This is a genomic window from Pseudomonas sp. NPDC089741 (genome assembly GCF_044748825.1).
In the GTDB taxonomy this organism is placed as follows: domain Bacteria; phylum Pseudomonadota; class Gammaproteobacteria; order Pseudomonadales; family Pseudomonadaceae; genus Aquipseudomonas; species Aquipseudomonas helmanticensis.
Window position 1 is genome coordinate 113,175 of the sequence record NZ_JBIVGT010000007.1, and the last position, 23,860, is coordinate 137,034.

The 23,860-nt window shown below is 59.3% G+C and carries 22 protein-coding genes and 1 pseudogene; 12 read left to right on the forward strand and 11 right to left on the reverse strand.

Annotation, left to right across the window (positions count from 1 at the left end):
- Positions 1-116: 116 nt before the first annotated feature.
- A complete protein-coding gene (locus tag ACIPZE_RS10240; RefSeq protein ID WP_283439301.1) occupies positions 117-1,265 on the forward strand; it encodes an efflux RND transporter periplasmic adaptor subunit in 1,149 nt (382 codons plus the stop codon).
- 13 nt (positions 1,266-1,278) lie between these two features.
- Positions 1,279-4,314 (forward strand): multidrug efflux RND transporter permease subunit, encoded by a 3,036-nt coding sequence (locus ACIPZE_RS10245; protein WP_129395301.1) that lies wholly within the window; start codon positions 1,279-1,281, stop codon positions 4,312-4,314.
- 166 nt (positions 4,315-4,480) lie between these two features.
- On the opposite strand, the gene ACIPZE_RS10250 is transcribed toward ACIPZE_RS10245, so the two are convergent.
- From ACIPZE_RS10250 to colR, 5 genes are all read right to left on the reverse strand, one after another.
- Positions 4,481-4,708, reverse strand: coding sequence for a hypothetical protein (locus tag ACIPZE_RS10250; protein ID WP_129395302.1), 228 nt, complete (start codon positions 4,706-4,708; stop codon positions 4,481-4,483).
- 2 nt (positions 4,709-4,710) lie between these two features.
- Positions 4,711-5,424: a lipopolysaccharide kinase InaA family protein gene (locus ACIPZE_RS10255; RefSeq protein ID WP_400772710.1), complete on the reverse strand. Its 714-nt coding sequence runs from the start codon at positions 5,422-5,424 to the stop codon at positions 4,711-4,713.
- 4 nt (positions 5,425-5,428) lie between these two features.
- A complete protein-coding gene (locus ACIPZE_RS10260) occupies positions 5,429-6,097 on the reverse strand; it encodes a class I SAM-dependent methyltransferase (RefSeq protein WP_400772711.1) in 669 nt (222 codons plus the stop codon).
- Between the two features lie 162 nt (positions 6,098-6,259).
- Positions 6,260-7,534 (reverse strand): sensor histidine kinase, encoded by a 1,275-nt coding sequence (locus ACIPZE_RS10265; RefSeq protein ID WP_400772713.1) that lies wholly within the window; start codon positions 7,532-7,534, stop codon positions 6,260-6,262.
- Positions 7,524-8,207 (reverse strand): two-component system response regulator ColR, encoded by a 684-nt coding sequence (gene colR / locus ACIPZE_RS10270; protein ID WP_129395306.1) that lies wholly within the window; start codon positions 8,205-8,207, stop codon positions 7,524-7,526. Before colR ends, ACIPZE_RS10265 begins: the two co-directional genes overlap by 11 nt.
- 202 nt (positions 8,208-8,409) lie before the next feature.
- Here colR and ACIPZE_RS10275 point away from each other — a divergent pair, with 202 nt between their 5' ends.
- Together ACIPZE_RS10275 and ACIPZE_RS10280 are read left to right on the forward strand one after the other, a co-directional pair.
- Positions 8,410-10,359: an LTA synthase family protein gene (locus ACIPZE_RS10275; RefSeq protein WP_400772715.1), complete on the forward strand. Its 1,950-nt coding sequence runs from the start codon at positions 8,410-8,412 to the stop codon at positions 10,357-10,359.
- Between the two features lie 54 nt (positions 10,360-10,413).
- Positions 10,414-11,157 carry a phosphatase PAP2 family protein gene (locus ACIPZE_RS10280; protein WP_129395308.1) on the forward strand — a complete coding sequence of 248 codons (744 nt, stop codon included), beginning with the start codon at positions 10,414-10,416 and terminating at the stop codon, positions 11,155-11,157.
- 14 nt (positions 11,158-11,171) lie between these two features.
- On the opposite strand, the pseudogene ACIPZE_RS10285 reads toward ACIPZE_RS10280, so the two are convergent.
- The 5 genes and pseudogenes from ACIPZE_RS10285 to ACIPZE_RS10305 all read right to left on the reverse strand — a co-directional run.
- Positions 11,172-11,294, reverse strand: a pseudogene (locus ACIPZE_RS10285) (metal ABC transporter ATP-binding protein); the annotation flags it as partial.
- Between the two features lie 57 nt (positions 11,295-11,351).
- Positions 11,352-12,998 (reverse strand): chaperonin GroEL, encoded by a 1,647-nt coding sequence (gene groL, locus ACIPZE_RS10290; protein ID WP_053123383.1) that lies wholly within the window; start codon positions 12,996-12,998, stop codon positions 11,352-11,354.
- A 51-nt stretch (positions 12,999-13,049) separates the two neighbouring features.
- Positions 13,050-13,343 carry a co-chaperone GroES gene (locus ACIPZE_RS10295; RefSeq protein WP_007916610.1) on the reverse strand — a complete coding sequence of 98 codons (294 nt, stop codon included), beginning with the start codon at positions 13,341-13,343 and terminating at the stop codon, positions 13,050-13,052.
- A gap of 260 nt (positions 13,344-13,603) precedes the next feature.
- Positions 13,604-14,080 carry an FxsA family protein gene (locus ACIPZE_RS10300; RefSeq protein ID WP_129395309.1) on the reverse strand — a complete coding sequence of 159 codons (477 nt, stop codon included), beginning with the start codon at positions 14,078-14,080 and terminating at the stop codon, positions 13,604-13,606.
- Between the two features lie 65 nt (positions 14,081-14,145).
- Positions 14,146-14,877 carry a HugZ family protein gene (locus ACIPZE_RS10305; protein WP_400772718.1) on the reverse strand — a complete coding sequence of 244 codons (732 nt, stop codon included), beginning with the start codon at positions 14,875-14,877 and terminating at the stop codon, positions 14,146-14,148.
- Between the two features lie 164 nt (positions 14,878-15,041).
- Here ACIPZE_RS10305 and ACIPZE_RS10310 point away from each other — a divergent pair, with 164 nt between their 5' ends.
- Positions 15,042-15,800 (forward strand): SDR family oxidoreductase, encoded by a 759-nt coding sequence (locus ACIPZE_RS10310; protein WP_053123391.1) that lies wholly within the window; start codon positions 15,042-15,044, stop codon positions 15,798-15,800.
- Between the two features lie 81 nt (positions 15,801-15,881).
- Here ACIPZE_RS10310 and apbC read toward each other — a convergent pair whose 3' ends face one another.
- Positions 15,882-16,976, reverse strand: coding sequence for an iron-sulfur cluster carrier protein ApbC (gene apbC, locus ACIPZE_RS10315; protein ID WP_008079385.1), 1,095 nt, complete (start codon positions 16,974-16,976; stop codon positions 15,882-15,884).
- 322 nt (positions 16,977-17,298) lie between these two features.
- On the opposite strand from apbC, the gene metG reads away from it, so the two are divergent.
- The 7 genes from metG (at position 17,299) to nth (ending at position 23,823) form a co-directional block, all read left to right on the forward strand.
- Complete coding sequence (metG, locus tag ACIPZE_RS10320; RefSeq protein ID WP_283439310.1) at positions 17,299-19,350, forward strand: methionine--tRNA ligase; 2,052 nt, start codon at positions 17,299-17,301, stop codon at positions 19,348-19,350.
- 114 nt (positions 19,351-19,464) lie between these two features.
- Positions 19,465-20,034, forward strand: a complete 570-nt coding sequence (locus tag ACIPZE_RS10325; protein WP_400772720.1) for an Rnf-Nqr domain containing protein — start codon at positions 19,465-19,467, stop codon at positions 20,032-20,034.
- On the forward strand, positions 20,031-21,038 hold the full coding sequence (gene rsxB, locus ACIPZE_RS10330) for an electron transport complex subunit RsxB (RefSeq protein WP_400772721.1): 1,008 nt from the start codon (positions 20,031-20,033) through the stop codon (positions 21,036-21,038). Before ACIPZE_RS10325 ends, rsxB begins: the two co-directional genes overlap by 4 nt.
- Complete coding sequence (locus tag ACIPZE_RS10335) at positions 21,025-22,008, forward strand: RnfABCDGE type electron transport complex subunit D (protein ID WP_400772723.1); 984 nt, start codon at positions 21,025-21,027, stop codon at positions 22,006-22,008. Before rsxB ends, ACIPZE_RS10335 begins: the two co-directional genes overlap by 14 nt.
- Complete coding sequence (locus ACIPZE_RS10340) at positions 22,005-22,610, forward strand: RnfABCDGE type electron transport complex subunit G (protein ID WP_400772725.1); 606 nt, start codon at positions 22,005-22,007, stop codon at positions 22,608-22,610. The genes ACIPZE_RS10335 and ACIPZE_RS10340 overlap by 4 nt, the downstream gene beginning before the upstream one ends.
- On the forward strand, positions 22,607-23,188 hold the full coding sequence (locus ACIPZE_RS10345) for an Rnf-Nqr domain containing protein (RefSeq protein WP_400772727.1): 582 nt from the start codon (positions 22,607-22,609) through the stop codon (positions 23,186-23,188). Before ACIPZE_RS10340 ends, ACIPZE_RS10345 begins: the two co-directional genes overlap by 4 nt.
- Complete coding sequence (nth, locus tag ACIPZE_RS10350) at positions 23,185-23,823, forward strand: endonuclease III (protein WP_129395319.1); 639 nt, start codon at positions 23,185-23,187, stop codon at positions 23,821-23,823. Before ACIPZE_RS10345 ends, nth begins: the two co-directional genes overlap by 4 nt.
- Positions 23,824-23,860 lie beyond the last annotated feature (37 nt).

Here is a 23,860-nt window from a genome sequence, read left to right on the forward strand (position 1 = left end):
CCCCTCGCCACAGGGGTCATGTCGTCTGAAGTGTAAAAAGTGGCAGTTGGATTCCCTGCCTGTCTCGGAGTAATGTTCGCGCCTGTCTCACCTGATTTATCCAAGGAACTGGAAATATGCTGCGTCGCCGCATGCTGATCATGTTGGGTGTTGTTTTGCTGATCGTCCTCGTGCTGGGCGGGTACAAAGCCTTTTCGATCTACACGATGATCCAGGGCTTTTCCAAGCCGAAACCGCCGATCAGCGTCGCCGTGGCCCATGCCACCGAGCAACCGTGGCAGATGCGTTTGCCCACCGTCGGCACACTGAAGGCGCTGCAAGGCGTCGAGCTGAGCCTGGAAGTGGCCGGCACTGTCACCGAACTCAAGTTCGAATCCGGACAGAAGGTCAAGGCCGGCCAGCCGCTGCTGCAACTCGACAGCGCCGTCGAGACCGCCCTGCTCGAAACCGCAAAAGCCGACCTCGGTCTGGCGCAACTGGATTTCGGCCGTGGTGCGCAACTGGTCGACAGCCGCGCCATCTCCAAAGGCGAATTCGACCGCCTCTCCGCCGTGCTGCAAAAGAACAAAGCTACGGTCAATCAACTCAACGCCTCGCTGGCAAAAAAACGCATTCTCGCGCCGTTCAGCGGCACCATCGGCATCCGTCAGGTCGACATCGGCGACTACCTCGCCAGCGGCACCAAAATCGCTACGTTGCAGGATTTGAGCAGCCTCTACGCCGACTTCTACCTGCCCGAACAATCGGTGCCGAAACTGGCCATCGGCCAACCCGTACAGATCTCGGTTTCGGCTTACCCCGGGCAAAACTTCGCCGGCAAGATCAGCGCGATCAACCCGATCGTCGAAAGCACCACGCGCAACATTCTGATCCGCGCCACCCTGGGCAACCCCGACGGCAAACTGCTGCCGGGCATGTTCACCAGCCTTGAAGTGCTGCTGCCCGATCCGCAGAAACACATCGTCGTGCCGGAAAGCGCGATCACCTACACCCTCTACGGCAACTCGATCTACGTGGTCGGGCAGAAAAAAGCCGAGGACGGCAGCGTCGAAAAAGACGACAAGGGCCAACCGGTGCTGATCGCTGAACGCCGCTTCATCGAAACCGGTGAACGCCGCGATGGCCTGGTGATGATCAACAAGGGCGTGCAGAGCGGCGAACAAGTGGTGACGGCCGGCCAGATCAAACTGGACAACGGCGCACACATTGCCATCAGCGACGACAAGACCCTCGGCGAGCAGAACAGTCCGCCTCGCGCCGACTGATCAAGGAATCCCCATGGCTTTTACTGATCCGTTCATCCGCCGCCCGGTGCTCGCCACTGTGGTCAGCCTGTTGATTGTGTTGCTCGGCTTTCAGGCCTGGAGCAAGTTGCCGCTGCGCCAATACCCGCAAATGGAAAACGCCCTGATCACGGTGACCACCGCTTATCCCGGGGCCAACGCCGAAACCATTCAGGGCTACATCACCCAGCCGATGCAGCAGAGTCTGGCCAGCGCCGAGGGCATCGACTACATGACCTCGGTCAGCCGGCAGAACTTCTCGGTGATTTCGATCTACGCGCGCATCGGCTCCAACACCGACCGCTTGTTCACCGAGTTGCTGGCCAAGGCCAACGAGGTCAAAAACAAGCTGCCGCAGGACGCCGAAGACCCGGTGCTGAGCAAGGAATCCGCTGACGCTTCGGCGCTGATGTACATCAGTTTCTTCAGCAAGGACTTAAGCAACCCGCAGATCACCGACTACCTGTCGCGGGTGATCCAGCCAAAACTGGCGACCCTGCCGGGCATGGCCGAAGCGGAGATTCTCGGCAATCAGGTGTTCGCCATGCGCCTGTGGCTCGACCCGATAAAACTCGCCGGTTTCGGCCTCAGCGCCAGCGACGTGACCAACGCCGTGCGCCAGTACAACTTCCTCTCCGCCGCTGGCGAAGTGAAAGGCGAGTACGTCGTCACCAGCATCAACGCCAACACCGAATTGAAATCCGCCGAAGCCTTTGCGGCGATTCCGCTCAAGGTCAGTGGCGACAGCCGCGTGCTGCTCAGCGATGTCGCGCGGGTGGAAATGGGTGCGGAAAACTACGATTCGATCAGCTCGTTCGGCGGCACGCCGTCGGTGTACATCGGCATCAAGGCGACACCGGGCGCCAACCCGCTGGACGTGATCAAGGAAGTGCGCAAGCTGATGCCCGAGCTGGAAGCGCAACTGCCGCCGAACCTGAAAAGCGAGATTGCCTACGACGCCACGCTGTTCATTCAGGCCTCTATCGATGAAGTGGTGAAAACCCTGTTCGAAGCGGTGCTGATCGTCATCGTCGTGGTGTTCCTGTTCCTCGGTGCGCTGCGTTCTGTGGTGATCCCGGTGGTGACCATTCCGCTGTCGATGATCGGCGTGATGTTCTTCATGCAGATCATGGGTTACTCGATCAACCTGCTGACGTTGCTGGCGATGGTGCTGGCCATCGGGCTGGTGGTGGACGATGCGATTGTCGTGGTGGAGAACATCCATCGGCATATCGAGGAAGGCAAGACGCCATTCGAGGCCGCGCTTGAGGGCGCGCGGGAAATCGCCATGCCGGTGGTGTCGATGACCATCACGCTGGCGGCGGTGTACGCGCCGATCGGCTTTCTCACCGGGCTGACCGGGGCGCTGTTCAAGGAGTTCGCGCTGACCCTGGCCGGTGCGGTGGTGATCTCCGGGATCGTCGCCCTGACCCTGTCGCCGATGATGTGCGCCTACTTGCTGCGCCACGAACAAAACCCCACAGGCCTGGCACATCGCCTCGACCGGATCTTCGACAGCCTCAAGCGCCGCTACCAGAGCATGCTTCACGGCACGCTGAACACGCGGCCGGTGGTGCTGGTGTTTGCGGTGATCGTGTTGTGCCTGATCCCGGTGTTCCTCAAATTCACCAAATCGGAGCTGGCGCCGGACGAAGACCAAGGCATCATTTTCATGATGGCCAACGCGCCGCAGCCGACCAACCTCGATTACCTGAGCACCTACACCGACGAATTCATCAAGATCTTCAAGGAATTCCCGGAGTACTACTCCTCGTTCCAGATCAACGGCTACAACGGTGTGCAGGCGGGCATCGGGGGTTTCCTGCTGAAACCCTGGAACGAGCGCAGCCGCACGCAGATGCAGATCCTCCCCGAGGTGCAAGGCAAACTGGGGAACATCCCGGGCCTGCAGATTTTCGGTTTCAACCTGCCCTCCCTGCCCGGCACCGGCGAAGGGTTGCCGTTCGAATTCGTGATCAATACGGCCAACGATTACGAACTGCTGCTGCAAGTGGCCGACCGGATCAAGAAACGTGCGATGGAGTCGGGCAAGTTCGCCTTCGTCGACCTTGATCTGGCGTTCGACAAACCGGAAGTGGTGGTCGATATCGACCGCGCCAAGGCAGCGCAGATGGGCGTGTCGATGCAGGACCTCGGTGGCACGCTGGCAACATTGCTCGGTGAAGCTGAAATCAACCGCTTCACCATTGAAGGGCGCAGCTACAAGGTCATCGCCCAGGTCGAACGGCCGTACCGCGACAACCCGGACTGGCTGAACAATTACTACGTGAAAAACACTCAGGGCGAATTATTGCCGCTGTCGACGCTGATCAAGGTCAGCGACCGCGCCCGACCGCGTCAGCTCAACCAGTTCCAGCAACTCAACGCGGCGAAGATTTCCGGTTTTCCGCTGGTGAGCATGGGCGAAGCCATCGACACCGTGCTGCAGATCGCCCGCGAAGAAGCGCCGGCCGGCTTCGCCTTCGACTATGGCGGCGCATCAAGGCAATTCGTCCAGGAAGGCAGCGCCTTGTGGGTGACGTTTGCCCTCGCCCTGGCGATCATTTTTCTGGTGCTGGCGGCGCAGTTCGAAAGCTTCCGTGATCCGCTGGTGATTCTGGTGACGGTGCCGTTGTCGATCTGCGGCGCGTTGATTCCGCTGTTCCTCGGCTGGTCGAGCATGAACATCTACACCCAGGTCGGGCTGGTGACGCTGATCGGTCTGATCAGCAAGCACGGGATCCTGATCGTCGAATTCGCCAACCAGTTGCGCAAGGACAAGGGCCTGACGGCACGTGAGGCGGTTGAAGAAGCGGCAGCGATTCGGCTACGTCCGGTGCTGATGACCACGGCAGCGATGGTGTTCGGCATGGTGCCGTTGATTCTGGCCACCGGTGCGGGGGCGGTCAGCCGCTTTGATATCGGCATGGTGATTGCCACGGGGATGTCGATCGGCACGTTGTTCACGCTGTTCGTCCTGCCGTGCGTTTACACCCTGCTGGCAAAACCCGATCCCAAACCAACCGCGTAACCCCTGTAGGAGTGAGCCTGCTCGCGATAGCGGTGTGCCATTCAAATCATTATTAACTGACAGGCCGCTATCGCGAGCAGGCTCACTCCTACACGGGATCTGTGTCGTCTCGGGCATAAAAAAAGGCCTCGCATCTGCGAGGCCTTTCATTTTGGCTTCAATCGGTTCAACTCTGCGGCCTCATCCCTTGGGAAAGTCCGAACATGAACAACAATAAATCATGGTCGGGTTTAGTCGCCACGGAGGCTTTCGCCACCCGTGGCATTGCGCAGTGAGCGTCGTCTACTGACGCGCCAACAACCTGCATGCGGGGCTGCTCCCAAGCCGCCACCGCCAATGATGCAACTGCCAAGGCTCCAACCAGAAACAAACCTCGTGCAATTTCTAGTTTCATCGCTATAAACCTTTGATAGCGCTGCCAAACGCCGTCTCATAAAAATAGACGAGTTTTTTCCAGTCCGTATCGCTGAACGACGAATGGCGGCGCAATTGCTTCATGTCATGGGAGGCGGCGCGATAAGCGGTCAGACGCTGGCGGCATTTCTCCAGGTCGATCAACGCTACTTCGACCTTGGCCGAATCGCCTTCGCCGGTTACCCGTACAAATACGTGTTTGATATAGATGCAGCTGTGCTGCCAACGGCCCTTGTGCATGCGCGCAAGGTTCTCGGCGAGGTCTTTGAGCACGCGTTCGTAAACGGTTTCGCCGTATTGCGCGCGACCACCCGCCGCTTCCCACTTTTCCAGTTCGTCAAAGCCGTCCAGCGACTTGGTCACCAGCAGCGCACGCCACTTGTACTGCGGATCAGGCTGCGCGCCGCAGAAGACGATTTCCGGCACGCGCACGCCAAGTTTGCTCACGCCGGTCAGGGCGTCCAGCTCCCGCAACACCGTCGGGCGGCCGAACGGATGCAGCCAACTGCGGTAGATGTGTCCGGTCTGGCGTTTTGCATACAGCAATTGACCGTCACGCCCGGTGACTCGTTGCACACCACTTTCGCCACCACGCCGCACGTTGGGTTCTTCTACCCACTCACCACGCTGGTTCCAGTAATAGTCAAAACGATCCTGCGGAGCGACGTCCGTTTCTGCTGCAAATTGCACTGCCATCCCACTACCTCTTGCGTAATACGTAAACCCGCCACATGGAATAGAGCGGGATGAAATCCAGTTGTTCCTGTATGCGGAACCCTGCCTCTTCGAATTCTTTTTCCACCGTAACAGCCGGTAACACAAAACGGTTCTGGTAACCTTCCTGCCCACGCTTGGCCTCGGCCTTTTTGCGTTTCCAGGCCTTGAAGTTGCCATCCACCCACAGCGAAATGATCACGCTGTCGCGGGTGACGCGCTCGAATTCACGCAGAATGGCCCGTCGATGCTCGGCTTCACCGATGTGATGAAGCAACCGCATGCAAAAAATGCTGTCGACGGCGTTATCAGGCAAGGCAATGTCGAACGCAGAGGTGTGCAAGGGTTGTACCCGTTTCACCACATCCGCCGGTTGCGCTTGCATCGCCGTCCGGATCATCGACTCGGAGTTATCCGCACCGATGATCACCCGATTCGGTTTTTCCGCCAGCAAGGGCCAGAAGCGCCCCGCACCGCACGGCAAATCCAGCACCAGACCCGGTTCACCGGCCAACGTCAGCGCCTTGCGGGCCAACTGTTCGTCGCGCCAATGTGACAACCGGCGACCGAGATCGGCTTGATGCTTGCGCAAATATTTTTGCGCGTGGTTGTCGTCGTACTTTTCGGAAAAATCGAGTTTGATCGGGCCGGCCATCACCAGGACTCCTGAATTGCTGATGTCACCACCTTAGGGAGCGGCATGTCAGCGTCAGGTCATCCATTTGTGAAAAAAATGTCCGGTAAACCCGCAAACTATTTCAAGGTTATACAGGATTTAGACAGGTTGGCGGGAGTGGCTGGGTGCCACCACCGCCTGTCAGTCTTTGCCCAGATCCACTTCGAAACGACAGCCATTGGGCTCCATGGTGCTCAAAGTCACCGTCCAGCCCTGGTTCTCGCAGATGCGCTGCACCAGCGACAAGCCAAGCCCGAGACCTTCACCACGATTTTCGCTGCCACGGACAAACGGCTGGAACATCGCCTCGCGTTTCTCCTCGGGAATACCCACACCCGAATCCTCAACGACGAACCCGTTAGCTTTCAGCGTCAGGCGAATGAAGCCCTGCTCGGTGTAGTGACAGGCATTGCGCAACAGATTGCCCATCACTGCGGTCAGCAACGTGGCGTTGAAACTGGTGTCCGGCGGGTTGCCGCGTTCGAACTGCAATTTCAGCCCTTTGCTTTCGATCGGCTCACGCCATACGCACAACAGATTGTCGGCGACATGCGCGAGATCGTGTTGCGGCGCCATGCCCGCATCTTCGCGCTGAGCACGGGCAAGCATCAGGAAGGTCTGCACCAGCTCGCGCATTTCCTCGCTGGCCCGGGCAATGCGCTCGACCTGCGAGCGGCCGCGTTGATCGATCGCCGGGTTTTCCATCAACAACTCACAAGAACTCGCCAGCACCATCAGCGGTGTACGCAACTCGTGGCTGACGTCACTGGTAAATAAGCGCTCGCGGGTCAGTGCCTGCCGCAGCCTGCCCAGCGTGGCGTCGAACGCCACCGCCAGTTCACCGACTTCATCAGCGGCGTAATCCGGCGCCAGCGGCGGCGCCAATCCGAGCAACTGGTCTCGGTGACGCACCTGCCGTGCGAGGCGCACCACCGGCGCCATCACTTTGCGCGCCAGCACCCAGCCGAGGAATACCGCCAGCGCCAGACTGAGCACGAAGCCCACCAGCACCACGGCAAACAGCACGCGCTCGCGCTCTTCAAAATCGCTTTGATCCTGCAGCAGCACATAACGGCGACCGTCGACGATTTCGACCATCGCGTGATACGACAGCTGCTCACGGAAGACTTCGTGGAAACCGGAATCGAGGTGACGCAAATCCTTCGGCAGCTCGAAATCACCGGGGCCGCCGCTGAAATAGAACAACTGATCCGGCTCCGGCCGATGGCTCCAGTCCAAAACGTTGTCCATCAGGAGCAGGCGCTGCAAGTCGCCGCCCAGGCCTGCTGAAATCAGTTTTTCTTCCACCAGGTGCACGGTGGCGACAATGCCCATGGCGAAGGCACCGGCCACCAGAGCGCTCATCAGCGCAAAGGCAATGATGATCCGCTGGGAAAGGCTTTGCTTAAACTCCATCACGCCCCTCGGCCAAGCGGTAACCGACGCCGTGCACGGTGTGCAGCAGCGGCTTGGCGAACGGTTTGTCGATCACTTGGCGCAATTGGTGAACGTGGCTGCGCAGGCTGTCGCTGTCCGGGCAATCATCGCCCCACAGGGCCTCTTCGAGAATTTCCCGGCGCAACACATGCGGGCTCTTCTGCATCAACACCGCGAGCAACTTGAGGCCGACCGGGTTGAGCTTGAGCAGCTTGCCTTCGCGGGTCACTTCGAGAGTGTCGAGGTCGTAGCTCAGGTCACCGACCTGCAAGGCACGGCGTCCGCCGCCCTGCGCCCGGCGCATCACCGCTTCCACGCGCGCAGCCAGCTCGGACAAGGCAAACGGCTTGACCAGATAGTCGTCGGCGCCGGACTTGAAGCCCTGCAAGCGATCATCGAGTTGATCACGCGCGGTGAGCATGATCACCGGTGTATCGCGACGGGCGTCTTCACGCAGGCGCTTGCACAGGGTGTAGCCGTCGATTCCTGGCAACATGATGTCGAGCACGATCAGGTCGTAATGCTCGGTGGCGGCCAGATGCAGGCCCGACAGACCGTCCTGGGCGCAATCGACGGTATAGCCTTTGAGCCCCAGATAATCGGCCAGATTGGCCAGGATATCGCGGTTGTCTTCGACCAATAGAATTCGCATGGGCACTCCTCCGTACACAGTAACGGCCGTCATGGCCCGCGCAGCTTAAGGCCATCGCCAGCTCAGAGCTAGGGCTGAAAGCCGCGTAAATCAACTCTCTCAACCAAATTAAAGTCTTAACAAGTTTTTCACTATCGGTTCACAACCTGACTACAGTCCCCACGCGACACTCTCGCGCCATTAGATATAGGGAATGTAGACAATGGACTTTTTCAAGACGGCGCCCCTGCGCCTTTTGCTGCTGATCACCGGCGCCTGGCTGGTGATCTTTTCCGTAACCCGCGCCGTGTTGCTGCTGACGCATCTGGATGAGGCCGGTGGCGGAACCTTTTCCGTGTTCGGCATCGGCCTGCTGTATGACCTCGGCTTTCTTGCCTATGCAGCATTGCCGATGGGCCTGTATTTGCTGCTGTGCCCGCCGGCGTTATGGCGGCGTCGCGGCCATCGCTGGTTTCTGCAAGGCCTGTTCACGGCCAGCCTGTTCGCCATGCTGTTCGTCTCGGTGGCCGAGTGGTTGTTCTGGGATGAGTTCGGCGTGCGCTTCAACTTCATCGCCGTCGACTACCTGGTGTATTCCGATGAAGTGCTGAACAACGTGCTGGAGTCGTATCCGATCGCTACGCTGCTGAGCATTCTGGCGCTGCTGGCGGTTGCCATCAGTTTTGCCCTGCGCAAGCCGTTCAATGCTGCACTGGACGCTCCGCTGCCGCCGTTGCGTCGACGTTTGCTCAATGCATTGGCATTGCTCCTGGTAACGGGGTTGAGCCTGCAACTGCTCAGCCAGGATGCTCCCCGCGCCCAAGGCGGCAATGCCTATCAGAATGAGTTGGCGAGCAATGGCCCGTACCAGTTCTTCGCCGCCTTCCGTAACAACGAACTCGACTACACGCAGTTCTACAGCAGCCACGCGCCTGACGTGGTCGCCCGGCAGATTCGCGCCGAACTGAACGAACCCAACGCCCGCTTCATCGGCCAGGATCCGCAGGACATCCGCCGGATGATCGACAACCCTGGCACCGCGCGCACACCGAACATCGTCCTGGTGACCATCGAAAGCCTCAGCGCCAAGTATCTGGGCAGCAATGGTGACGATCGCAACCTGACGCCGAACCTCGATGCCCTGCGCAAGCAGAGCCTGTACTTCAACAATTTCTACGCCACCGGCACCCGTACCGACCGCGGTCTGGAAGCCATCACCCTGGCGATTCCACCGACGCCGGGCCGCTCGATCGTCAAACGCATCGGTCGTGAAAGCGGCTTTGCCAGCCTTGGCCAGCAACTGAGTGCGGTGGGTTACGACAGCGTGTTTGTCTACGGCGGACGCGGTTACTTCGACAACATGAACGCGTTCTTCAGCGGCAACGGTTACCGCGTGGTCGATCAGAGCAGCGTCGATGAAGCCGACATTCACTTCAAGAATGCCTGGGGCATGGCCGACGAGGATCTGTACAAACAGACGCTGAAGCTGGCCGATGCGGACTATGCGAAACAGCAGCCATTTTTGTTGCAGCTGATGACTACATCCAACCATCGTCCCTATACCTACCCGGATAATCGCATCGACATCAAATCCGGCAACGGTCGTGATGGTGCGGTGAAGTACACCGACTATGCGATCGGCCAGTTCCTTGAACAGGCACGGCAGAAACCGTGGTTCGACAACACGATTTTCATTTTCGTCGCCGACCACACTGCCGGGAGTGCGGGCAAGGAAGACTTGCCAATCGCCAACTATCAGATCCCGCTGTTCATCTATGCACCGAAGTTCATCGAGCCTCGCGAGAACGGCCAACTGGCCAGCCAGATCGACCTTGCGCCGACGCTGCTGGGCCTGTTGAACCTGGATTACCAATCGACGTTCTTTGGCCGCAACCTGTTGCAGGACAACCCGTTGCCGCCGCGTGTTGTGGTCGGCAACTACCAGCATCTGGGCCTGTTCAACGGCAAGGATCTGGCGATTCTCAGCCCGCGCCAAGGCCTGCGTCGCCATGACGATGCGCTGAGCGAAAGCCGTGAATCCCGGGCGACCAGCGCTGATCCGCTGATCAGCCGCGCCATCACCTATTACCAATCTGCCAGTTATGGCTTCAAGCAACAGCTGCTTGGCTGGAAAGCACCCAAGGAGGGTGCCCCGCAAGTCAGCGAACGTTAATCGAACCGCCCCGGGCTGATGTTCCGGGGCGTTTTCTTTTGTGCAGGATCCGACATGTCATCAAACGTTGTACGTCCCACCCCTCGCCCGCTGAATTGGTGGTTGTGCCTGGGGATTCCCGTTGTCGCGGCGATCATTCTGGTACTGCTGGAACTGACCGATCTGGACATGGATCTGGCCCGACTGTTTTACGACCCGGCGGCCGGCGATTTCATCGGGCGGCACAGTTACTTCCTCGAGAACATCCTTCACGACCGCGCCAAAGAAGTGGTGATCGGCTTTTCGGTGTTTGCGGTACTGGGTTTTATTGCCTCGTTTTTCATCGAACGACTGAAACCGTTCAAGCGGGAACTGGGTTGTCTGGTGTTGTCGTTGGGGTTGGCGACTTCGTTTGTCACGCCGATGAAAGCGGTGACTGCCGTGCAGTGCCCTTGGAGCCTGGAGCAGTTTGGCGGCCATGAGACTTACAGCAAGTTGATGGAACATCGTCCGCAGACCAACAAGCCGGGGCGTTGCTGGCCGGGTGGTCATGCCGCTACGGGGTTCACCTTGTTTGCGTTGTTCTTTGTATTGCGTGACCGTCGTCCGCGCCTGGCCAAACAGGCGTTTATCTTTGCCTTTGCCTTGGGTTCGGTGTTCTCGATCAGCCGAATGATGCAGGGCGCGCACTTTTTCTCGCACAACGTGTGGACGGCGATTTTCTGCTGGCTGATCTGTCTGGGGTCGTATTACTGGGTGTTGTATCGTCCGGCGGTGAGGGCCGAGACGGTCGTCAGAGCGCAACCAGTCGGCGCCTGAAATACAAATCAAAACTGTGGGAGCGGGCTTGCTCGCGAATGCGGCGTGTCATTCAACATGTATGTTGGCTGATCCGACGCTTTCGCGAGCAAGCCCGCTCCCACATGGGTTATGTGTGAAGCTGAAATCCGGACAATAAAAAACCCCGCTGACTCGCGTCAGCGGGGTTTTTGCGTTACGGGGGTAAGGCTGGCTTACATCATGCCGCCCATGCCACCCATGCCACCCATGTCTGGCATGCCGCCGCCAGCGCCGCCGTCTTTCTTCGGCGCGTCAGCTACTGCCGCTTCGGTGGTCAGGATCAGACCGCCGATCGACGATGCAGCTTGCAGAGCGGAACGGGTTACCTTGGTTGGGTCCAGGATGCCCATTTCGATCATGTCGCCGTATTCGCCAGTTGCGGCGTTGTAACCGAAGTTACCGGTGCCGTTCTTGACTTCGTTGACCACAACGCTTGGCTCGTCGCCGCTGTTGGCAGCGATCTGACGCAGCGGCGCTTCAACAGCACGGCGCAGAACAGCGATACCGACGTCCTGATCAGCGTTGTCGCCTTTCAGGTCGTTCAGGGTTTGCAGAGCACGGATCAGCGCAACGCCACCGCCAGGTACCACGCCTTCTTCAACGGCTGCACGAGTTGCGTGCAGGGCGTCTTCAACGCGGGCTTTCTTCTCTTTCATTTCTACTTCGGAACCAGCGCCAACCTTGATCACTGCAACGCCGCCGGACAGCTTGGCCAGACGCTCTTGCAGTTTTTCACGGTCGTAGTCCGAGGAAGTTTCAGCAGCCTGGGCACGGATCTGAGTGATGCGCGCCTGGATGTCTGCTTCAACGCCAGCACCGTCAACGATGATGGTGTTTTCCTTGGAGATGCTGACCTTTTTAGCGCTACCCAGGTTTTCCAGGGTTGCAGCTTCCAGGCTCAGGCCGATTTCTTCGGAGATAACGGTACCGCCGGTCAGAACAGCGATGTCCTGCAGCATGGCCTTGCGACGGTCGCCGAAGCCTGGCGCCTTGACGGCTGCGACTTTAACGATGCCGCGCATGTTGTTCACAACCAGAGTCGCCAGGGCTTCGCCTTCAACGTCTTCGGAAACGATCAGCAGTGGACGGCCGGCTTTGGCAACGGCTTCCAGCACTGGCAGCATTTCGCGGATGTTCGAGATCTTTTTGTCGACCAGCAGGATCAGCGGGCTGTCCAGCTCGGCAACCATGGTCTCTGGCTTGTTGACGAAGTACGGGGACAGGTAGCCACGGTCGAACTGCATGCCTTCAACAACCGACAGTTCGTTTTCCAGGCCAGTGCCTTCTTCAACGGTGATCACGCCTTCTTTACCGACTTTTTCCATGGCTTCGGCAATGATGTCGCCGATGGAGCTGTCGGAGTTGGCGGAGATGGTACCGACCTGAGCGATTGCCTTGGTGTCAGCGCAAGGCTTGGACAGGTTCTTCAGCTCTTTGACGATAGCGATGGTCGCTTTGTCGATACCGCGCTTCAGGTCCATCGGGTTCATGCCGGCAGCGACGGCTTTCAGGCCTTCGTTGACGATCGACTGAGCCAGAACGGTAGCGGTAGTCGTACCGTCACCTGCGTCATCGTTGGCACGGGAGGCAACGTCTTTGACCAGCTGCGCGCCCATGTTTTCGAAACGGTCTTCGAGTTCGATTTCTTTGGCGACGGAAACGCCGTCCTTGGTGATGGTCGGAGCGCCGAAGCTCTTCTCGATGATCACGTTACGGCCTTTCGGGCCCAGGGTCGCTTTTACTGCGTCAGCCAGGACGTTGACGCCCTTGAGCATTTTTTTACGGGCGGAATCGCCAAACAGAACTTCTTTAGCAGCCATGATCGATATTCCTTAAATACTTTGTAGTAGCGGGAAAATGAACGGGGGGTATCAGCCTTCGATAACAGCGAGGATTTCGTTCTCGCTCATTACCAGCAGGTCTTCGCCGTCGACTTTCACAGTGTTGCTGCCGGAGTAAGGACCGAACACAACCTTGTCGCCTTCCTTCACGGACAGTGCGCGCACTTCGCCGTTTTCCAGAGCTTTGCCCGGGCCTACAGCGAGAATCACACCGTGGTTGGCTTTTTCAGCAGCCGAACCTGGCAGGACGATACCGCCAGCGGTTTTCTTTTCTTCTTCGCTGCGACGGATTACGACGCGGTCATGCAGAGGACGAAGCTTCATTGTCGATCTCTCCTAATTGTGGTTTTCATCGGCCGGTGTATTCCCGGCGGGTTTAACAAATCCGGCCTTCGCCGGTTGCGCCTCGTCGAGCGAGACGCGGAAGACTGACTGGCGCAAATGCCAGAAACCTTTCGGTGACCGATACATAAGGGCGCATAAGCTTATTACAAGGGCGAGGCGAAAAATTTTTCACCGAGGCTCTGCACAAAAGCAGCCCACAAATGAACACGGCACCCGCAGGTGCCGTGTCGATAACGCAGTTACTTGGTGTCGCGGTGTTCGAACTCGCCTTCGATCACATCACCCTCGCGGCCCAGAGGCTGACGCGGTGCAGGACCGCCACGGGGTTGCAGGTCGTCGGCGAACGCACGCTGGCGCATGGCCTGTTCTTCGGCGCGCTGACGCATTTTGTTTGCCAGCAGACGACGGCTGAACGGCAGCAGCATGACCAGGCCGACCACGTCGCTGATGAAACCCGGCAGGATCAACAGACCACCGGCCAGTGCCAGCATCAGGCCTTCGAGCATGGTTTGCGCAGGCAATTCGCCGCGGTTCAGGCTTTCACGGGCACGCAATGCCGTGGCCAGTCCGGCGACGCGCAGCACGAACACACCGAACATCGAGCCGACAATGATCAGCAGCAGGGCCGGGAAAAACCCGATAGCCCCTGCCACTTTGACGAATACGAACAGCTCCAGCACCGGAAACAGCAGAAAGAGCAACAGAAAAGGGCGCATCAAAGTTTCCTCAACGCAAGAAATGCCTTGCAGTAAGCCTTAGATGACGTCGCCCTTTCGTGAATTCAAGCGTCAGCCAGCGCATTTTTTGGCCAGACCTCGGCGTGAGCCAGAGAAACCAAGGCTTCGCGCACTTGTGTCGGCGTATTACAAGGCGTTGGAAACGCCAGCCAGTACAGCGCCTGACCGATGCGCAAGTGCATGCCCTCGGTGTCGATGCCGGCCAGTTGCGCCGGCACGCTGTTCGGCAGACCGGCGAGGTCGACGTAGTGCGCGATGGCTTTGGCGTGGTCGCTGTTCATGTGCTCGACCATGCTGATCTCGGCCTTGCCGGCGAACGGATTGGCCAAGGTCACTTGATCAACCCAGTGGATCGCGCCGAAACCGCCGATGTAGCGGTGACGCACCGGAGTCAGCACCCAGAAATCGAAATCGTGGGCCTTGTGGTAGTTCTGCGAATCCGGGAAATAACGGTAATAACGCTCGGCGGCAGCTTCGATAGCAGTGGCGTCTTCGAGCTTTTGCGCTTCAGCCAGATAAGTCAGGCGACCAACGGCTTGCACATCGTCGGCTTCGCGCTCCCCCACCAGCAGCGAGCACTTCGGATCTTTCTGCAGGTTGTGGGTGTGCTGGGCAATCCGGCTGATCAGGATCAGCGGGCGGCCCTGCTCGTCCAGGCAGTACGGCACGACGGAGCCAAAGGGAAAACCGGGCATCGATTTGGAGTGGGTCGACAACACTCCGCGGTATTCCTTGAGAAGCAATTCTCGGGCATTCTTGGCCACTTCAACGCTCAATTTATGACTCCTTAAATAGAATCCGTCGCAAAAACGGACAGGCGCCCGAATAGAAGTTTCGGTCACGCCATCGGGAAATTCTCATGTGCAAGCCAGCCACGGCCGGTGCAGATCGAGAGGCGCTGATAACAAAAACTACTCAGACCTGCTATCGGGGCATGCGAATGCAACTCAACGACAAAGTAATCATTATCACCGGCGGTTGCCAGGGTTTGGGCCGCTCCATGGCCGAGTATTTCGCCGGCAAAGGCGCGAAGCTCGCGCTGGTCGACCTCAATCAGGAAAAACTCGACGACGCGGTGGCGGCTTGCAAGGCCAAGGGCGTCGAGGCGCGCAGCTACCTGTGCAACGTCGCCAATGAAGAGCAGGTCGAGCACATGGTCGCTCAGGTTGCTGCCGATTTCGGCGCGATCCACGGTCTGATCAACAACGCCGGGATTCTGCGTGATGGCCTGCTGTTGAAGGTCAAGGACGGCGAAATGACCAAGATGAGCCTGGCACAGTGGCAGGCCGTGATCGACGTCAACCTGACCGGCGTATTCCTCTGCACCCGTGAGGTGGCGGCGAAAATGGTCGAGCTGAAGAACAGCGGCGCGATTATCAACATTTCGTCGATCTCGCGGGCGGGCAATGTTGGCCAGACCAACTATTCGGCGGCCAAGGCTGGCGTGGCGGCAGCGACAGTGACCTGGGCGAAAGAACTGGCGCGTTATGGCATTCGCGTGGCGGGCATTGCGCCGGGCTTCATCGAGACCGAGATGACCCTGGGCATGAAGCCGGAAGCGCTGGAGAAGATGACCTCGGGGATTCCGCTCAAGCGTATGGGCAAGCCGGAAGAGATTGCGCATTCGGCGGCGTATATCTTCGAGAACGACTATTACACCGGGCGGATTCTGGAGATGGATGGCGGTTTGCGTATCTGAAGCAAGATCAAAAGATCGCAGCCTGCGGCAGCTCCTACATGGGATTTCTGTAGGAGCTGCCGCAGGCTGCGATCTTTTCGGTTAATCGTCGCTGATGGTGATGTTCGGCATCGCCGGCGTTGCCGCTTCCTGCAACACGATCCGTGCGCCGACGTGGCGGGCCAGTTCCTGATAGACCATGGCAATCTGGCTGTCCGGCTCGGCGATCACCGTTGGCTTGCCGCCATCGGCCTGCTCGCGAATCAGCATCGACAATGGCAGCGAAGCCAGCAGCTCGACGCCATATTGGGTCGCCAGCTTCTCGCCCCCGCCTTCACCGAACAGATGCTCGGCATGCCCGCAGTTCGAGCAGATGTGCACCGCCATGTTTTCCACCACGCCCAGTACCGGAATGTTGACCTTGCGGAACATTTCCACGCCTTTGCGTGCGTCGAGTAGGGCCAGGTCCTGCGGTGTGGTGACGATCACCGCACCGGCCACCGGGACTTTCTGCGCCAGGGTCAGCTGGATATCGCCGGTGCCTGGCGGCATGTCAATGACCAGATAATCGAGATCGCCCCACGCGGTTTGCGTGACCAGTTGCAGCAGCGCGCCGGAAACCATCGGCCCGCGCCAGACCATCGGCGTGTTGTCGTCGGTCAGGAAGGCCATCGACATGACTTCGACGCCGTGGGCCTTGAGCGGTACGAACCACTTCTGATCCTTGACCTCCGGGCGGGTGCGCTCGGGGATGCCGAACATGATGCCTTGGCTCGGGCCGTAGATATCGGCGTCGAGAATGCCCACCTTGGCGCCTTCACGGGCCAGGGCCAGGGCGAGGTTGGCGGCGGTGGTCGACTTGCCCACGCCGCCCTTGCCGGACGCCACGGCGACTACGTTCTTGACGTTGGCCAGCCCCGGAATCTGCGCCTGAGCCTTGTGCGCGGCGATGACACTGTTCACTTCAACCTTGGCGATCACCACGCCGTCGAGGTTTTCGATGGCCAGTTGCAGGAGTTGCGCCCAGCCGCTTTTGAACAGGCCGGCGGCGTAACCGATTTCCAGCTGCACATTGACGCGGTCACCGACAATCTCGATGTTTTTCACGCATCCGGCGCTGACCGGGTCCTGATTCAGGTAAGGGTCGGTGTATTGGCTGAGGACGGCTTCCACCGCTGCGCGAGTGACGGCGCTCATGGGCAACTCCGATAACAAGACTGGGAAAAGATGGCGGGTATCGTACGCTGGACACCGATTTGAGGCGAACAGATTACTTGAGCTGGAAAACCATTGTGGCGAGGGGATTTATCCCCGCTGGGTGGCGAAGCCGCCCCAAAACCGCAAAGCTCGGTGTATCAGGTTGACCGAGCTCTCTGGTTTTACGACTGCTGCGCAGCCGGACGGGGATAAATCCCCTCGCCACAAATGCACTCAAAGTACCCAGCGGCGCAGGGGTGAAAAATATGCGCCAGCGCTTTATAGTGGCCGACCTCCGTTTCATCAAGTAGCGAAGCCCCACATGTCCGAACCACGCAAGATCCTCGTCACCAGCGCCCTGCCCTACGCCAACGGTTCGATTCACCTTGGCCATATGCTGGAATATATCCAGACCGATATGTGGGTGCGCTTCCAGAAGCATCGCGGCAATCAATGCATCTACGTCTGCGCCGACGACGCCCACGGTTCGGCGATCATGCTGCGCGCGGAGAAGGAAGGCATCACCCCGGAACAACTGATCGCCAACGTGCAGGCTGAACACAGCGCCGACTTTGCCGAGTTCCTGGTTGATTTCGACAACTTCCACTCCACTCACGCTGAAGAAAACCGTGAGCTGTCGAGCCAGATCTACTTGAAGCTGCGTGACGCCGGGCACATCGCCCAACGCTCGATCACCCAGTATTTCGACCCGGAAAAGAAAATGTTCCTGGCCGACCGCTTCATCAAGGGCACTTGCCCGAAATGCGGCACCGAAGACCAGTACGGCGACAACTGCGAAAAGTGCGGTGCCACCTATGCCCCGACTGACCTGAAGGATCCGAAGTCGGCAATCTCTGGCGCCACCCCGGTGCTCAAGGATTCCCAGCACTTCTTCTTCAAATTGCCAGACTTCCAGCAAATGCTGCAGACCTGGACCCGCAGCGGCACCCTGCAAGACGCCGTCGCCAACAAGATCGCCGAATGGCTGGATGCCGGCCTGCAACAGTGGGACATCTCCCGCGATGCGCCATACTTCGGTTTCGAGATCCCGGACGAGCCAGGCAAGTATTTCTACGTGTGGCTGGACGCACCGATCGGCTACATGGCCAGCTTCAAGAACCTCTGCGACCGCACGCCGGAGCTGGACTTCGATGCGTTCTGGGCCAAGGACTCCACCGCCGAGCTCTACCACTTCATCGGCAAGGACATCGTCAACTTCCACGCGCTGTTCTGGCCAGCGATGCTCGAAGGCGCTGGCTACCGCAAGCCGACCGGCATCAACGTGCACGGCTACCTGACCGTCAACGGCCAGAAGATGTCGAAATCGCGCGGCACCTTCATCAAGGCGCGTACGTATCTGGATCACCTGTCGCCGGAATACCTGCGCTACTACTACGCGGCCAAACTGGGCCGTGGCGTCGATGACCTCGACCTGAACCTCGAAGATTTCGTGCAGAAGGTCAACTCCGACCTGGTCGGCAAAGTGGTCAACATCGCCAGCCGTTGCGCCGGTTTCATTCAGAAAGGCAACGCCGGCCTGCTGGTCGACACCAATGCTGCGCCGGAGCTGACCGAGGCTTTCCTCGCTGCCGCGCCAAGCATTGCCGATGCCTATGAAGCCCGCGACTTTGCCCGTGCCATGCGCGAAACCATGGCCCTGGCCGACCGCGCCAACGCCTGGATCGCCGACAAGGCGCCGTGGTCGCTGAACAAACAGGAAGGCAAACAGGATGAAGTCCAGGCGATCTGCGCCACCGCCATCAACCTGTTCCGCCAATTGGTGATCTTCCTCAAGCCGGTGCTGCCGTTGCTGGCCGCCGATGCAGAGGCGTTTCTCAACGTCGCCCCGCTGACCTGGAACGACCACACCACGCTGCTGGCCAACCACCAGTTGAACGAATTCAAGCCGTTGATGACCCGCATCGACCCGGTAAAAGTGCAAGCGATGAGCGACGCCTCGAAAGAAGACCTCACCGCCAGCCAGACCGACACCGGTGCAGCCGCCCCGGCCGGCAATGGCGAACTGGCCAAGGATCCGCTGTCGCCGGAAATCGACTTCGACGCCTTCGCGGCCATCGACCTGCGCGTCGCGTTGATTGTCAAAGCCGAACATGTGGAAGGTGCCGACAAGCTGCTGCGCCTGACGCTGGACATCGGTGACGAGCAACGCAACGTGTTCTCCGGGATCAAGAGCGCGTATCCGGATCCGTCCAAACTCGACGGTCGCCTGACCATGATGATCGCCAACCTCAAGCCACGGAAAATGAAGTTCGGTATATCTGAAGGCATGGTGATGGCGGCCGGCCCTGGCGGTGAAGAGATTTACCTGCTGAGCCCGGACAGCGGCGCCAAGCCGGGTCAACGCATCAAGTAACACTCGGCGGTGAATCGATCCCACAGGCGTGCCCGGCATGCCTGTGGGATTTTTCATATCTGGCCGGATAATGCCTAACCTTAAGAGACAGCCGCCCGTTTCGCTGGCAGAACCATGACCGAATTTGTGCTTACGCTCATCAGTGCTGCGCTACTCAACAACTTCGTGTTGCACTGGCCGCTGGGCGTCGATCCGCTGCTGGCGGGCCGTCGTCAACAGGTGCATGCGTTGGGGCTGGCGACGATGTGCCTGATGTTGATCGTTGGTGTCATCGGTTACGCGATCTGGCATTGGTTGCTGGTGCCGCTGCACCTTGAGGCGCTGCGCCTGTTCGTGTTTTTGCCGTTAAGCGTCTTGCTGATCGCGCCGCTGTTGAAACTGTTGGCGCGCGGGTTGCCGAATCTGCCGTTTGACGGCTTATGGCCGCTGTTATTGGGCAATGCCGGCGTACTCGGACTGGCGTTGATCAATGCGCAAAACGATCAAGGTCTGCTCCACGCGACAGCGCTGAGCCTCGGCGCCGGGCTGGGTTTCTGGCTGGTACTCAGCCTGTTCTGCGATTTGCGTGAGCGCACCGCCGACAGCAATATTCCCCTGCCCTTTCGCGGCCTGCCGATCGACCTGATCGGCGCCGGATTGATCGCAGTGATTTTTCTCGGATTCAGTGGACTGATCAAAACATGAGTCTGATTCAACGCATCGACGCCCTCCTGCCGCAGACCCAATGCGGCAAGTGTGGCCATCCCGGATGCAAGCCATACGCTGAAGGCCTCGCCGCGGGCGAGGCGATCAACAAGTGCCCGCCCGGTGGTGATGAAACCATTGCGGCGTTGGCCGAGCTGTTGAAAGTGCCGGTGCTGGAACTGGACATCAGCCGTGGTTCGGCACCGCCGCAGGTCGCCTATATCCGCGAAGCCGAATGCATCGGCTGCACCAAGTGCATCCAGGCCTGCCCGATCGATGCCATCGTCGGCGCCGCCAAGTTGATGCACACCGTGCTGATTGACGAGTGCACCGGTTGCAATCTGTGTGTCGCGCCGTGCCCGGTCGACTGCATCGAAATGCATCCGCTGCCGCCAAGCACATTGCCGGTGATCGGCGGCCTGGCATTCAGTCTCGAAGAACAGCGTGCCCGCGCGGGCAAACGCGATCATGCACGTCAGCGCTTCGAGCAGCGCAATGCCCGCTTGCAACGCGAAGAACAACAGAAACAGACCGAACGTGAGGCGCGGGCCAAACGCGCGGCGCAACCCGAAGTCAGCACGCTTGATCCGGTGCAGGCGGCGCTGGAACGCGTGCGTGCACAGAAGACTGCCAGCGCCGACGCGGCGCTGAAGAAAGCCAAGATCGATGTCGCGATGAGCCGCGCGCAGTTGCACAAATCGCTGAAAGCCTTCGGCCATCCACCGACCTTCGACCAGCAATCGCAATTGATCGTGTTGCAGCAGCAGTTCGAAGCCGCCGAACAGGCATTGGCAAAACTCGAAATCAACACACCGGCCACTCCCGCCGTGACAACGGCACCTGCGCCGGACGCCGATCTGAAACGCGCCAAAATCCAACTGGCCATGCGCCGCGCCGAACTGAAGAAGGCGCAGAACGCCGAAGCCGCACCGGAGCAGATCGCCGCGCTGGAGCAAGCGCTGCACGACGCCGAGCGTCAGGTGCAAGACCATGTCGCCCCTTGAGACGCCGGACGGTCGCCTGCAACAGGCGATGAAGCTGGTGCTGCTCGCGCTGCTGCCGGGGCTGCTCGCGCTGTTCTGGTTGTACGGTTGGGGCGTGCTGATCAACCTGATGCTCTGCGTTGGCACGGCGCTGATCGTCGAAGTCGGTGTCGCACGACTGCGTCAGCAACCCTTGCAGCCGACGCTGAGCGATGGCAGCGCGGTGGTCAGCGCAACATTGCTGGCCGTGGCCCTGCCGGCTTATTGCCCTTGGTGGCTGACAGTGACCGCGATCGCTTCAGGTCTGCTGTTCGGCAAGCACTTGTACGGTGGCATCGGCAAGAATCCGTTCAACCCTGCCATGCTTGGTTTCGCCCTGATCATGGTGATGTTCCCGCAACCGATGACCCATTGGCCCGCGCACGGCTTGGACCTGCTCGCCGCCGTGCAGCAGGTGTTCAATCCGGCTCAGGCGCCGGATGCGTGGGTGCAGGCCACTGCTCTGGACAGTCTGCGCATCAACAAAAGCCTGACCATGGACGAGTTGTTCGCTAGCAATTCGGCGTTCGGGCGCTTCGGTGGGCGCGGTGTGAAATGGATCAATCTGGCATTTCTCGCCGGTGGACTGCTTTTATTGCAACGGCGGGTCATCGCCTGGCACGCGCCGGTCGGCATGCTCGCCAGTCTGTTTGTCGTCAGCCTGTTGTGCTGGAACGGCTCGGGATCGGACTCGCATGGCTCGCCACTGTTTCACCTGTTGAGCGGCGCGACCATGCTGGGCGCGTTCTTCATCATTACCGAACCGGTCTCCGGCGCCAAAAGCGCACTTGCCCGCCTGCTGTTTGGTGTCGGCGTCGGCTTGCTGACTTATCTGATTCGCACATGGGGTGGCTACCCGGACGGGGTGGCGTTTGCGGTGCTGCTGATGAATCTTTGCGTGCCGGCACTGGAAAGGTTCGCCGCCACGCGACAGGCGCAGGTGACCCCATGAATCGCACCGCAAATATCGCCATCGTACTGGCCCTGACGATCATCGGCGTCAGCGTGACCTATCTGTTGCAACGCGCCAATGCACCGCAGATTACCGCCGAACAGCGTCGACTCGACAATCGCAAATTGCTCGATGTGCTCCCTGCCGAAACCTATGACAATCAACCGCTGGAACAACCACTGTCGCTGGTCGACAGCGCTTTGGCGCATAGCCGGCTGATCGGCGCTTATCGCGCCACCAAGGCTGGACAACCCGTTGCGCTGTTGTTGCGCAGTGAAGCCCAAGGTTACGCCGGCAGCCTCGAGCTGCTGATTGCCATTAATACCGGCGGCAAGCTGATTGGCGTGAAAACCCTCAGGCAAAACGAAACTCCGGCACTTGGCGGACATCTTGGCGACTGGCCGAACGCTTGGCTGCAGGCGTTTACTGGCAAGTCACGCGAAGACCTCTCTGATAATGGCTGGGCACTGAAAAAGGATCAGGGTCAATTCGACCAGATGGCGGGTGCGACCATTACCTCGCGTGCGACGATCAATGCCATCCACGATGCCTTGCGCTACTTCGATGAGCATCGCGCAGCCTTGCTGGGGAATGGCACATGAACACATCAGCGCAGCTGTCGAACTCAATGGTGCTGGTGCTGCTGCTTGGCACCAGCAACTCGCTTGCGGGCGCATCAGGCATGCTGCTGATGTCGCTGCTGGTGGTGGGCGTCTACGGCTTGTGCATGTCACTGCTGCGCCCGCACCTGACGCACCTGAGCGTGTTACTGAGCAGCGTGGTGCTCGCCGCCGCCCTGACCAGTTGCGCCGACACACTGGCGCAACGCTGGTCTGTGCAATGGCATCAGGCTTTCAGTCTGTATATCGGCCTGATCGCTCTGCAGTGCGTGGTGCTGGAACATAATGGCTTCTTTCGCCAATCGCTGACCCGGCGCCTCAAACTCGGGATTCAGTTCGCCGGGCTCATGGTGATACTCGCGGCGCTGCGTGAAATCGCCGGTCATGGCAGCCTCGGTGGTGATCTGTCGGAACACTGGCGTGGGTTGCTGATTCTCAGCGAAGGGGTGCATTGGCTGACGCTGGTTCCCGGCGCACTGATTTTACTGGGGCTGCTGCTCGCAGCCCGTCAGGCGTGGACGCGCCCGAACTCCATATCGAAGGAAACGCATCGCCCATGAATGCCGCAAAACGTCTTGAGATTTTTCGCAGACTGCATGAAGACAATCCCGAGCCAAAAACCGAACTGGCGTACTCATCGCCGTTCGAGTTGTTGATCGCTGTGATTCTTTCGGCGCAATCGACCGACGTGGGCGTCAACAAGGCTACGGCCAGGCTTTTCCCGGTAGCCAATACGCCAGCAGCGATTCATGCCTTGGGCGTCGAGGGTCTGTCCGAATACATCAAGACCATCGGCCTGTACAACAGCAAGGCAAAAAACGTCATAGAAACCTGCCGCTTACTGGTCGAACGCCACGGCAGCGAGATTCCGCAAACCCGTGAAGAGCTGGAAGCCCTGCCCGGTGTAGGGCGCAAAACCGCGAACGTGGTACTCAATACCGCCTTTCGCCAGCTGACCATGGCTGTCGACACGCACATCTTCCGCGTCAGCAATCGCACCGGCATTGCACCCGGCAAGAATGTCGTCGAAGTGGAAAAGAAATTGATGAAATTTGTGCCCAAGGATTACCTGCTCGATTCCCACCACTGGCTGATTTTGCATGGACGTTACGTGTGCCTGGCGCGCAAACCCCGCTGCGGCAGCTGCCGGATCGAGGATTTGTGCGAGTACAAGGACAAAACTTCAGACGATTGAGTAACTATTAGGTTTTTGTATCTATCGATTGAAAAAA